Origin of the sequence: Mesorhizobium sp. KR1-2 (assembly GCF_040045035.1) — a bacterium.
Classification (GTDB): domain Bacteria; phylum Pseudomonadota; class Alphaproteobacteria; order Rhizobiales; family Rhizobiaceae; genus Pseudaminobacter.
The window spans coordinates 168645-180964 of record NZ_JBDZDS010000003.1; the positions used below are offsets into that span (position 1 = coordinate 168645).

At 65.9% G+C, this 12320-nt stretch carries 9 protein-coding genes and 1 pseudogene; 3 read left to right on the forward strand and 7 right to left on the reverse strand.

Annotated features, from left to right (window positions below; translation table 11 throughout):
- Window positions 1-3: 3 nt before the first annotated feature.
- The 6 genes from ABLE85_RS08530 to ABLE85_RS08555 all read right to left on the reverse strand — a co-directional run bounded on the left by ABLE85_RS08530 (window position 4) and on the right by ABLE85_RS08555 (window position 5474).
- Entirely contained in the window at window positions 4-681 is a 678-nt protein-coding gene (locus tag ABLE85_RS08530) for an amino acid ABC transporter permease (RefSeq protein WP_348792285.1), read from the reverse strand.
- Window positions 682-785: 104 nt separating this feature from the next.
- Window positions 786-1577 (reverse strand): ABC transporter substrate-binding protein, encoded by a 792-nt coding sequence (locus tag ABLE85_RS08535; RefSeq protein WP_348792286.1) that lies wholly within the window; start codon window positions 1575-1577, stop codon window positions 786-788.
- Window positions 1578-1679: 102 nt separating this feature from the next.
- Window positions 1680-2819: an aminotransferase class V-fold PLP-dependent enzyme gene (locus tag ABLE85_RS08540; protein WP_348792287.1), complete on the reverse strand. Its 1140-nt coding sequence runs from the start codon at window positions 2817-2819 to the stop codon at window positions 1680-1682.
- Window positions 2820-3295: 476 nt separating this feature from the next.
- On the reverse strand, window positions 3296-3982 hold the full coding sequence (locus ABLE85_RS08545; RefSeq protein ID WP_348792497.1) for a GntR family transcriptional regulator: 687 nt from the start codon (window positions 3980-3982) through the stop codon (window positions 3296-3298).
- Window positions 3983-4086: 104 nt separating this feature from the next.
- Window positions 4087-4806, reverse strand: a complete 720-nt coding sequence (locus tag ABLE85_RS08550; protein WP_348792288.1) for a fumarylacetoacetate hydrolase family protein — start codon at window positions 4804-4806, stop codon at window positions 4087-4089.
- Window positions 4807-5003: 197 nt separating this feature from the next.
- On the reverse strand, window positions 5004-5474 hold the full coding sequence (locus ABLE85_RS08555; protein WP_348792289.1) for a CAP domain-containing protein: 471 nt from the start codon (window positions 5472-5474) through the stop codon (window positions 5004-5006).
- Between the two features lie 313 nt (window positions 5475-5787).
- On the opposite strand from ABLE85_RS08555, the gene ABLE85_RS08560 reads away from it, so the two are divergent.
- Genes ABLE85_RS08560 through ABLE85_RS08570 form a run of 3 tightly spaced genes read left to right on the forward strand, consistent with a single transcriptional unit; the run spans window position 5788 to window position 11098 of the window.
- Window positions 5788-6975, forward strand: coding sequence for an efflux RND transporter periplasmic adaptor subunit (locus ABLE85_RS08560; RefSeq protein ID WP_348792290.1), 1188 nt, complete (start codon window positions 5788-5790; stop codon window positions 6973-6975).
- Window positions 6972-8045 carry an efflux RND transporter periplasmic adaptor subunit gene (locus ABLE85_RS08565; protein WP_348792291.1) on the forward strand — a complete coding sequence of 358 codons (1074 nt, stop codon included), beginning with the start codon at window positions 6972-6974 and terminating at the stop codon, window positions 8043-8045. The genes ABLE85_RS08560 and ABLE85_RS08565 overlap by 4 nt, the downstream gene beginning before the upstream one ends.
- The gene (locus tag ABLE85_RS08570; protein ID WP_348792292.1) at window positions 8042-11098 is read left to right on the forward strand and encodes an efflux RND transporter permease subunit; all 3057 of its coding nucleotides are present in this window, start codon (window positions 8042-8044) and stop codon (window positions 11096-11098) included. Before ABLE85_RS08565 ends, ABLE85_RS08570 begins: the two co-directional genes overlap by 4 nt.
- Before the next feature lie 162 nt (window positions 11099-11260).
- Here ABLE85_RS08570 and ABLE85_RS08575 read toward each other — a convergent pair.
- Window positions 11261-12160, reverse strand: a pseudogene (locus ABLE85_RS08575) (D-alanyl-D-alanine carboxypeptidase family protein); the annotation flags it as partial.
- Window positions 12161-12320 lie beyond the last annotated feature (160 nt).

The following is a 12320-nucleotide window of genomic DNA, read 5'->3' on the forward strand; positions in this document are numbered from 1 at the left end:
GTTTCAGCTTCTTCCGTAGGCGCGCTTGCCGCGTGCCTCGAGATGGCTGACGAGGCGCACCAGCGGCCACAGGAAGGCCAGATAGATGATCGCCGCGCCGATGAGCGGGGTTGGGTTGGCCATAAGCGCCTGCGCATCGGTCGCCTGCTTCAACAGGTCGGGCATGGCCACGACCGAAGCGAGCGCGGTGTCCTTGTAGACCGAGACGCAGTTCGAGGTGAGCGGCGGCACGACCACGCGCAGCGCCTGCGGCAGCACCACCTTGCGCAAAGCCAGCCAGAACGGCAGGCCAAGTGCTGCCGCCGCCTCGAACTGGCCACGAGGAATGTTCTCGATGCCGGCGCGGCAGACTTCGGCCGTGAAGGCCGCGAGCACCATCGACAGCGCAATGGTGGCCGAGGCGAAGGAAGACAGGCGGATGCCGACGAAGGGCAGCGCATAATAGATCAGGATCAGCACCACCAGGATCGGCAGGGCGCGGAACACGTCGACATAGAAGACGGCCAGCGCCTTGAGCGGACGCGGCCCGTAGAGACGCGCCAGGCAGACCAGCAGGCCGGCGATGCAGCCGAAGAAGATGCTGGCGCAGCCGAGCAGAATGGTGTTGCCGAGCCCGCGCAGCAGGATCGGGAAAGATCTGACCAGGACATCCCAGTTGAAGAAGGTATTGATCAGTTCCATGGACCGAGCCCGCATCTTGAGGAACCTTCGCTGCCGCCAGGCGGCGGCAGCGAAGTGGATATGGCAGAAGCGCCGGCGCCATGCACCGGCGCTTCCAGACCGGATTACTCCGCCTTCGGCAGCGGCATGACCTTGATGGTGCTGGTCTCGGGATCGGCATCAGCCTCGAACCACTTCTTGTGGATCGCGGCCAGGGTGCCGTCTTCCTTCATCGCCGAGATCGCATCGTTAGCCTTCTCGACCAGCGGGTGGTCCTTCTTGGCCATCATGGCGAAGCGCTCGCCGGTGGGGATGCGGACGAGGATTTTCAGACCCGGGATCTTGGTCATGGCATACTGGAAGCCGGCGAGTTCGCCCGCGCCGCCTTCGATGCGGCCGTTCTGCACCTCGAGCAGCAGATCCTGCTGCGAGGCGTAGCTCTTGACCTCGGCAATGCCGAGCTTCTCGGCGTTTTCCTTGGCCCAGGCTTCGCCGGTGGTGGCGGCGACGACGCCGATGGTCTTGCCCTTCAGATCCTCCAGCGAGGAGACGGTGGAATCGGACTTGCCGACGACGGTGCCGTCGCTGTCGTAGTAGGGCTGCGTGAAGGACTGGTTCTGCAGGCGCTCATTGGTGATCGAGATCGACGAGATCGCGAAGTCGATGCGGCCCGAGCTGGTGCCGGCGAACAGAGCCTGGAAGCCCATGTCCTGGAACTCGACTTCCATGCCGAGACGCTTGCCGACTTCATTGGCGACGTCGACTTCGTAGCCTTCGAAGTCACCCGCCTCGGTCTTGTATTCCCACGGCGGATTGGCCGGATAGGCGCCCACCGTGATCGTGTCGGCAAAGGTCGGCGCCGTAAAGGCGAAGCCGGCCGCCACCATCATTCCCATAAGTCCCAGACGCTTGAACATTTTCACTCCCTTTGTTCGGCCACACCATGTGGCGCATTTTCCGCCCCTTCCAGCGTCCTGTTGACCGGACGGTGCAGGCGGGGCGATACCTGAATTCCAAGGCTAGGAAGCGCGCCGATCGCGCCAGCCGATCCGCCGTTCGAGACCACTGAACAGCTTCTCGACGGCCTCGTCGCAGGTGACCACGCCCGGCGACAGCCTGAGCGTGGAGCCCCGCGCGTCGCAGTAGAGCTTCTCGGCGCGCAGTACCGAAATGAGGCGAGGCGCATCCACGCCTTCCGGCAAGGTGAGCATGACGCTGCCGCCGCGCTCACGCTCGTCGAGCGGCGAGGCAACCGACCAGCCGTTTTCGAGCGCGCGCTCGATGATGCGCTCGGTCAGCACCAGATTGTGCGCGCGGATGGTATCGACGCCGGTGCGCGTGACCCATTCCAGCCCCGGCAGCGAGGCGACGCTGGCCAGGATCGCCGGCGTGCCGTGGTCGAAGCGGCGCACATCCGAGGCGTAAGTGAACTTGTCGAGGTCCCAGGAGAAGGGATTTTCCTGACTGAACCAGCCGCGCAGCTCGGGCTCGCAAGTCGCCAGCAGTTCGGGCCGCACCTGCAGGATGCCGGCGCCGGAGGTGCCACACAGCCACTTCAGCGACGAGGAGACGACGAAGTCGACGCCGGTAGCGCTGACCGTGAAGGGCGCCACGCCGACGCCCTGGGTGATGTCGACGCCCACCAGCGTGCCCATGCGCCGGCCATGCTCGGCAAGGCGAGCGACATCGCAGCGGTGCGACGAGGTGGAGGTGACGAAGGTAAGCAGCGCCACGCCGACGTCGTCCTGCCAGCGGGCGATGACGTCCTCGTCGCGCACCCAGGTCTCGCCGGGGCGCAGCGGCACGGTGTCGAGCACGAAGCCGAAACGCTCGGAAAGCTTGGCCAGCAGGAAATGCAGGCTCGGGAAGCAATCGCCGGCGACGAGGAAGCGGCGGCCCTTCAGGTGCGCTTTCGGCAGGCCGCCGATGAAGCTGTAGAGCGCGGTGGTGACGTTTTCCGCCGTGGTCAGCGAGCCGGCAGGCGCGTCGATGAGTGAGCACCAGCTGTCGATGAAGCGCTGGCGAACGGCCATCGCGGCCGGCCACTGGCCATCATCCTCGGCCGACCAAACCCCGGAGAAGGCCGACAGGGCAGCGCCCACGGCTTCCGCCTTGCCGGGAAAGGTCCCGATCGAATGATAAAGAAAATAGCCCGACATGCTCCCTCCCTCCGGCTTGTGATCATGTGATCACAAAATCCGGCGCGGATCAACCGAGGCCGGGCCAACAATTTTCACGGGGCTTTGCCGAGCGGCGTTTTTTGCGTTCCCGGGTGTGGAAATCGGGGGTTCACCGCGTCTGCCGCATGGCACTGTCATGTAGCAGGGGAGCCGGCGCGCCGACAATGAACGACAGGGACTATCACTTGGACCGCTTTGGCCATGTCAGCATCGAGGCATGGATTCCCGACACTCTCCGCTCGTTTCACTCGCTCACGAGGTCGGGAATGACGGAGGGATGGAGCGCCCGGGCGCTACCCATTCTTGCCGACCATATCACCTTCCGTCGTCCTCGGGCCGGAGCACGAGCGCAGCGAAATGCGGAGGTTCCGGGGACCCATGCCTCGGACTCGCAACCGGCAGTCCGGTCCAGGCTGGCATGGGAGGCGGGCAGCCCCCCCCCCCGAAAACCAAACCTATTGTCCGTCCGGGCAGATCCCGCGCAGCGTCTCCTGCGTCGCCTTGATGTCGGCCACGATTTCGTCGCGGGCGCGCAGGAAATCCCCTACTTTCAATGCCGCGATCACGGCCTGGTGGCGGCCGGAGGGCTCCATGGTGCCGGCCTTCATGGAGGGCGCGACGTGATGCGACAGAAGCCGCATATAGGGGCCGAATCGCAGCCACAGCGTCTCGATGAGCTGGAACAGCACGTCCGAGCCGGAGGCGCGGTAGATGGTGAAGTGGAACTGCTGGTTCTTGCTGATCAGGTCGTAGATGCTGTCGTTGCGGCCGATGTCCTGTTGCTCGGCCACGATCTGCTCCAGCGTGGCGATGTCGGCCGGTGTGAGGCGCGGGGCGCCGAGTTCAGCGGCAAGGCCCTCGACGGCGACGCGGGCGCGGCACAGGTCGTCGAGGCGGACGCGAGTGACAGGCGGCACGCAGGCCGAGCCGTTGGGCGCGATCTCCAGCGCGTTTTCCGCCGCAAGCCGGCGCAGCGCCTCGCGCACGGGCATGTTGCTGGTGCCGAAAGCCTCGGCAAGCGAGGCGATGGTCAGCGTCTGCGCCGGATCGAAGCGCCCGACCATCAGCGCATGGCGAAGCTGCTGGTAGACGCCGTCCTGCACCGTCATGCGGGTCGCCACCGGCTCGAAGCCCAAATCCATCGCCATGTCTCATCCTCCGTTCCGGCGCCGCAGCCGGGACCCGGTTCCCGCCGAATATGATCATCTGATCACAAATCCGCGCCGACGCCAAGCGATGGTGAATATCAGTTTGCCGGCTCACCGATGGTGATAGAAAGCGGCGGCAGGCCGGCGATCTCACCGACGAGGCGGTTGCCTGGCTCCACGGCCCCGACGCCGGCGGGCGTGCCGGTGAAGATAAGATCGCCGGCGCCGAGCCGGTAGAAGCGTGAAATGTGCGCGATGACATCGCCCACCGGCCAGATCATCTCGGAGAGGTCGCCATCCTGCTTGGTCGCGCCATCGACGGACAGCGCAATGCGTCCCCGCGCCGGATCGAAGCCGGCAGCGGCAGCTTTGGCGGCGGGCACCAGGCGTCCGGTCGGCGCCGATTCTTCGACGTTCTTGGCGACATCCCACGGCCGGCCGAGATCCTTGGCGGCCGATTGCAGGTCGCGGCGCGTCATATCGAGGCCGACGGCATAGCCCCAGACCGTCTTCATGGCCGCCTCGGCATCCGCCCGGAAGGCGGGCGCGCCGAGCGCCACGACGAGCTCGACCTCGAAGTGATAGCTGGACGTCTCGGGCGGATAGGCGATGCGGCAACGATCGACAGGGTCGGCGTTGACCACCGTCTCGGCCCATTTGGTGAAGAAGAAGGGCGGCTCGCGGTCGGGGTCCTCGCCCATTTCGCGGGCATGGGCGGCATAGTTGCGCCCGATGCAGAAAACCCTGCGCACCGGGAAATCGTCGCCGTCGACGGTCTTGAGGAAAGTCGCCGGTGCGGGCTCAAACAGAATTGCCAAAGATCGTCCCCAGTCGCTTGCGGCAGTAACCGCGGTTACTTCCAGATAACGCGCTTCGCCGCCCAATTCCAGCCGCAGGCATCTCGATGCGGCCTACCGGTCTGGGGAAACCGATGGGCGGGACAGAACGCTATCGGTGGCGGCGGCCGTGAGCCACGGCCGCCGCCATCCGCGCACTTGGGAGGATACGCGCGAACCTACCTGCCCATTACCAGCGCCCAGTACTTCTGGTCGCTGCCGGCGCCGCCGCGGACATAGGCCAGGCCGAAGCGGCTGAAGCGCGGATCGAGCATGTTGCGCCGATGGCCCGGCGAATTCATCCAGATGTCGAAAAGCTTGGCCATGTCCATGCGGCCGTAGGCGATATTCTCGGCGGCTGCGCCTTGGACGCTGTTGTCCTTCATGCGGGCCGCGAAATCCTTGCCCCAGCCGGTGGTGTGGGCCATGCGCCCGGCGCGCGCCATGTAGCCCGCCTGCTGCAAGGCAGCCTTCTCCAACTGCGGATCGGAAACCAGCTTGCCCAAGCCGTTGGCAGAGCGGATTTCGGCGAGATAGCCATAGGCAGACGTGGATGCGCCGCCCCCCTCACCCGGGGTGCGGGCCGTCTGGCAAGCGGCAAGAAACAGCGCGGCGCAGAGCGCTGCACCCTTGAGAATCCCCTTCTTCACGTACGATTGTCCACCCTGTCCTGTTGAATGCCCTCTTCCCCGCACGTAATGCGGCAAATCGGTGACGCTCCTGTGGCGCGCAAAATCGTCAAGAATATGCCCGACACGCCCTCGGTCGCGATCTTTTCACGCGACCGGCAGGTGGCCCCTTCCGACTGCGCGCCCGGCCTCCGTCAAAGGTACTCCCGCGCACACCTTGCGGACCAAGGCGGAGATGCTAGTTTGCTCTGGCAGGTCGAATTACGTTCGACGTAATGCGTATTTAAGTCCTGTTTGGCAGATGTGGCGGCGTCGAGCCCGGATGGGGGAAGTGATGAACGGCAACGCTGTCTGCTCGCCGAGTCATGCGCCGACGCCGCGGCGCCGGAACCCGCAAGGTACGCATTCCTTCTCCTCCCTCACCGTCGGCGGATCGCGCTCGGCAAGGGGCCTCGGCATCGGCGCGCTGGCCCTCTCGGTCCTGCTGCTCGCCGGCTGTCAGGGACAGGAGTCGGCGGCCGAACCGGAGCTGCTCAAGGTACGGGCACAGACGGTCGAACCGGCAGACTATGCCGCCACTGTGACGCTCACAGGCGTGATTGCCGCGCAGACGGTGGGCAACCTGTCCTTCCGCGTCGGCGGCCGCGTGGCCGAGCGTATAGTCGATGTGGGCCAGCACGTGGAAAAAGGCGCGGTCCTGGCGCGGCTCGACCCGCAGGCGCAGCAATCGGACCTCAAGGCCGCGCAAGCCAATCTCGATGCGGCGCAGGCGCAGTCGCGGCAGGCCAGTGCGGCCTTCGACCGACAGAAGAAGCTGCTTGGCCAGGGTTTCACGACGCGGCGCGACTACGACCAGGCCGAACAGGCGATGCGGACCGCCCAGGCCTCGGTCCAGGCTTCACAGAGCCAGGTCGCCGACGCGCGGGAAAGCCTGTCCTTCACCGAGCTTCGCGCCAGCGCGGCCGGCATCATCACCGCACGGGACGTCGAGATCGGCCAAGTGGTGCAGGCGGCGCAGACCGTCTTCACCATCGCCGAGGACGGTGACCGCGACGCTGTCTTCGGCGTGCAGGAGACGCTGGTCGCCTCCAACGCGACTGAAGTGCCACGGGTAACGATCACGCTCATTTCGGACCCCAAGATCACCGCCGAGGGTCGGGTGCGCGAAGTGTCGCCGGTGATCGATCCCGCATCGGGCTCCGTGCGCATCAAGGTGGCCGTCCCCCGCACACCGGCCGCAATGCAGCTGGGTGCGGCCGTGACCGGAATGGTTATGGCCAAACCGCGCAAGGCGATCATCCTGCCCTGGGAGGCGCTGGCCTCGATCGACGGGAATCCGGCCGTCTGGATCATCGATCCCGCCACGCGGCAGGTGTCGATGACGACCATAGGCATTCTGGCCTATGACGCAGGCATCATCGTCGTCGACAAGGGGCTGGAGGCCGGCCAAAGCGTCGTCACGGCCGGTGGACAGCTTTTGCACCCCGGCCAGGCCGTCGAGATCGCGGAGGATGGCCAATGACCCTGCCCAGGAACGCCATCTTCGCGCTCGCACTGGCGGCGCTGGCCGGTTGCGCCGGCGAGCCGGAGCAGGCGCCGGAGATCGTCCGGCCCGTGCTTTCGGTCGTGGTCGAGCCGCAGACCCGCCAGATCCAGGGGTTCGCCGGCACCATCCAGCCGCAGGTGAGCGCCGGGCTGGCCTTCCGCATCCTGGGCCGGGTGGTGTCCCGCAGCGTGCAGGTGGGCGACCTGGTCAAGAAGGGTGAGACCATCGCCGCACTCGACCCAGTGGCGCTGGAACTTTCGGTACAGGCGGCGCGCGCCGATCTGTCCAGCGCCGAGGCACAACAGGCCAACGCGACCGCCAGCGAAGAACGGCAGCGCACGTTGCTGGCGGGCGGCAACACCTCGCAAGCCGTCTATGACGCAGCGCGGCAAGCCCGCGACGCCGCGCAGGCAAATCTCGAACGGTCCCGGGCAAGCTTGCGCAAGGCCGAGGAGCAGCTCGGCTATGCACGGCTCTTCTCGGATTTCGATGGCGTGGTCACGGCGGTCGGTGCCGAGGTCGGCCAGACCGTTTCGCCGGGGCAGATGGTGGTCACCGTCGCCCGCTCCGACATCCGGGAAGCCGTGTTCGACGTTCCCGAGCAACTCGCCGCAGAATTGAAGATCGGCGCGTCGTTCGAGGTGCTGCTCCAGTCCATGCCCTCCATCCGGGCGCAAGGAAGGGTACGCGAGATAGCGCCCCAGGCCGAAAGCGTGACGCGGACGCGGCGCGTGCGCCTGACACTGACCGATCCGCCGAATGCCTTCCGCCTGGGGGCGACGATGACGGCGCGGCGGGTTACCGATGTGGCGCCGATGATCGTGCTGCCGCTGACCGCGCTGCTCGAACGAGACGGCAAAAGCCTGGTCTGGGTCCTCGATCCGCGAAGCTCGACAGTGTCGACGCGCGAGGTCCACGTCACGTCCAAGGGCGCTGACACATTCGTGGTGTCCGGCCTGGAAGCCGGCGAGCGCGTGGTGACGGCAGGCGTGAACAGCCTGACCGAGGGACAGAAGGTGCAACTACCGCAAGGAGCGTCGTCGTGAAGGGTTTCAACCTGTCCGATTGGGCGCTCGAGCATCGCTCGCTGGTCTGGTACTTCATGCTGATCTTCCTGGTGGCGGGGGTGTTCTCCTACTTCCATCTCGGCCGCGAGGAAGACCCCAACTTCACGATCAAGACCATGATCATCCAGGCCAACTGGCCGGGCGCCTCGGTCGAAGAGACGATCAACCAGGTCACCGACCGTATCGAGAAGAAACTGGAGGAGCTCGACAGCCTCGACTACACGCGCAGCATAACCACCGCCGGCAAGACCATCGTCTTCGTCAACCTCAAGCCGACCACCAAGGCGCGCCTCGTCGAACCGACCTGGATCCAGGTCCGCAACATGATGAACGACATCCGCAGCACCTTCCCGGAGGGGGTGCAGGGGCCGTTCTTCAACGACCGCTTCGGCGACGTGTTCGGCAACATCTATGCCTTCACCTCCGATGGGCTGACGCTGCGCCAGCTGCGCGACTATGTGGAACTGGTGCGCTCACGCGTGCTGACCGTGCCCAACGCCGGCAAGGTGGAGCTGATCGGCGCGCAAGACGAGGCGATCTATCTCGAATTCTCCACGCGCGAGATCGCAGCACTCGGGCTCGACCAGCAGGCGATCATCCAGAGCCTGCGGGCGCAGAACGCCATCACGCCCTCCGGCGTCGTCCAGGCCGGACCGGAGCGCGTCAGCGTGCGCGTAACCGGCCAGTTCACCTCGGAAGAAAGCCTCAAGCAGATCAATCTGCGCGTGAACGACCGCTTCTTCCGCCTGACCGACGTGGCGACCGTGGTGCGCGGCTATGTCGACCCGCCGACCTCGCTTTTCCGGGTGAACGGCCAGGAGGCCATCGGCCTTGCGATCGGCATGAAGCCCAACGCCAACCTGCTCGATTTCGGCCAGGCGCTACGGAACGAGATGCAGAAGGTGACCGCCGAGCTGCCCATCGGCGTCGGCATCCATCTGGTCGCCGATCAGCCGGTGATCGTGAAGGAAGCAGTGTCTGGCTTCACCCACGCGCTGTTCGAGGCGGTGGCGATCGTGCTCATCGTCAGCTTCGTCAGCCTGGGCCTGCGCGCGGGGCTCGTGGTGGCGCTGTCGATCCCGCTGGTTCTCGCCATCACCTTCGTGGCCATGGCCTATCTCGGCATCTCGCTGCAGCGCATTTCGCTCGGCGCGCTGATCATCGCGCTCGGCCTCTTGGTAGACGACGCGATGATCGCGGTGGAGATGATGGTGGCGCGGCTGGAGGTGGGCGATTCGCTGCGCAAGGCAGCCACCTTCGTCTACACCTCGACCGCTTTCCCGATGCTGACCGGAACGCTTGTGACGGTCGCCGGCTTCATTCCGATCGGGCTCAACAACAGCTCGGCCGGCGAATACACCTTCACCCTTTTCGTCGTCATCGCGGTCTCGCTTCTGGTGTCGTGGATCGTGGCGGTGCTGTTCGCGCCGCTATTGGGCGTCACCATCCTGCCCGCCATGATGAAGCAGAAACACGAGGGACAAGGCCGCTTCGCCCGGGGCTTTTCGCGCCTCCTGATCGCGTCGGTGCGCCGCTACTGGATCACCATCGGCGCCACCGCCCTTTTGTTCGCGCTTTCGCTCTTCGGCTTCCAATTCATCCAGCAGCAGTTCTTCCCGCCCTCGGACCGCCCCGAACTGATCGTGGACTGGAACCTGCCGCAGAACAGCTCGATTGCCGAGACCAACGCGCAGATCGCGCGCTTCGAGAAGATCGCGCTGGCCGGCAATCCGGACATCGAGCACTGGAGTTCCTACATCGGCCAGGGCGCGGTGCGCTTCGTGCTGGCTTTCGACGTGCAGCCGGCGAACCCCTATTTCGGCCAGATCGTCATCGTGCCGAAGGACGTGGGGGCGCGGGACCGGGTCAAGGCCTCGATCGAGAAGATACTGCACGAGCAGTTCGTCGGCACCGACACTTATGTGAAGCTTCTGGAGCTCGGGCCGCCCGTGGGCCGGCCGGTGCAGTACCGGGTCAGCGGGCCCGACATCCAAATGCTGCGCGCCTTTGCCATGGGGTTCGCCGGCGTCATCGCCCAGAACCGCAATCTCACCTCGCCCACCTATGACTGGAACGAGCCGGGTCGCGTACTGAAGGTGGATGTGCTGCAGGACAAGGCGCGCCAGCTCGGCATCACCTCGCAGGACATCGCCAGTGCCATGAACAGCGTCGTCGGCGGCAGCAACATCACCCAGGTGCGCGACGCGACCTACCTCGTCAACGTCATTGGGCGCTCGCGCGAAGCCGAGCGTGGATCGATCGAAACGTTGCGGAGCCTGCAGATACCGACCGGCAAGGCCGAGCCGATCCCGCTCGCGACGGTGGCGAATTTCCACTACGAACAGGAGCAGCCGACGGTCATTCGGCGCAGCCGCATTCCCACCATCACAGTCAAATCCGGCATCGTCGGCAACGTCCAGCCGGCGACGGCGGTCAAGCAGCTGGAGCCTGCCGTGAAGGCCTTCACCGACAAGCTGCCCGACGGCTACGGCGTTGCGGTCGCCGGCACTGTGGAGGAAAGCAACAACAGCCAGGCGCCGATCGCGGCGGTGGTGCCGCTGATGCTGTTCATCATGGTGACGATCCTGATGATCCAGCTGCAGAACTTCCAGCGGCTGTTCCTGGTGGTCGCGGTGGCGCCGCTCGGATTGATCGGCGTCGTCGCCGCCCTGGTGCCGAGCGGCGCGCCGCTCGGTTTCGTCGCCATTCTCGGCGTGCTGGCGCTGATCGGCATCCTCATCCGCAACTCGGTCATTCTCATCGTGCAGATCGAGGACCTGGTGCGCGAGGGCAGCGACCGCTGGACGGCGGTGATCGAGGCGACCGAGCACCGTATGCGGCCGATCGCGCTGACGGCGGCGGCGGCGAGCCTGGCGCTGATCCCGATCGCCCGCGAGGTGTTCTGGGGCCCGATGGCCTATGCCATGATGGGCGGCATCATCGCCGGCACGGCGATCACGCTGCTGTTCCTGCCAGCGCTCTACGTCGCCTGGTTCCGCCTCAAGGAGCCGGAGACCAATGAAGGAGGATGACACTCGATGGCCGACGCCACGGCGCGCCGGCCTGACGCAAGGGCGTTCGAAAAGAGCGGCCTACTCGATCGGCATCTCCGGACGGACAGGGGATCCTGTCAGCGCCATCTCGGGTGAAGGCGCCGGCATGGAAGCGGCGGGCGCTGCCGCCACGGCAGCCGGCCCGCGGCTGGCCTGCGGCAGGTAGCGCTCAATCAGCTGCTCGACCTCGGCGTTACGGCTGCGCGCCGTGTCGCCGCCCATCACCACGACGACCAGCTTGCGCCCCTCCGAATTGACCGAGGTGACGATGTTGAAGCCGGAGGCGCGGATATAGCCGGTCTTGATGCCGTCGACGCCCTCGACGCGACCGAGCAGGTCGTTGTGGCCGCGGATCGTCTTGCCGGCGAAGGCGAAGGAGCGCGCGCCGAAATAGGCGTAATACTGCGGGAAGCGCTTGCGCAGCGACAGTCCCAGCACCGCCATGTCGCGCGCCGTGGTCATCTGCCGGTCGTCGGGCAGGCCGGAGGCATTGCGGAACACGGTGTTGCGCATGCCGAGCTGGCGGGCCTTGGCCGTCATCATCTCGGCGAAGCGCTCCTCCGTGCCGCCCAGCGCCTCGCCCAGGGCGACCGCCACGTCGTTGGCCGACTTGGTGACGAGCGCATAGATCGCCGAATCGACGTCGATGGTCTGGCCCGGCCGGAAGCCGATCTTGGTCGGCGGGCGCGCGACGGCATAGGCCGAGACCGGGATGGGCGTCGACGTGGTGAGACGTCCGGCCTCGAGCGCGTCGAACGTCATGTAGATCGTCATCATCTTGGTCAACGAGGCCGGATAGCGCGCCGCCTCGGCATTGGACTGGTAGAGCACCTTGCCGTTGTTGCCATCGACCACGAAGGCCGCGTGCCGGGTCGGGTCGCCCGCCGGCCGAGGCGCTTCGACGGTGCCCAGCGTGCCCGTGGTCGAGCAGCCGGCCATGAAACCGAGAACGAGAACCAGACATGCCGCCTTTGCAAGCGAGGCGGCGCGGGAAAAAGAAAAGATCGGCAAGGAAATTACCTGACTGAGGAACAACTGCATTCGCAGCCCTGCGTTACAGCTTCCGTAAAATTAGCGCAAACCCGGTTTCCGCTCCCTTAAGGGCAGCGCGGCACGGCGGCATCGTTTTGCCGGAAGCTGGAACCGGTCCGGCAGGGTCCGCATTAATTTCGCGGCGTCGGGTTTGATATTTCCCCAGCGC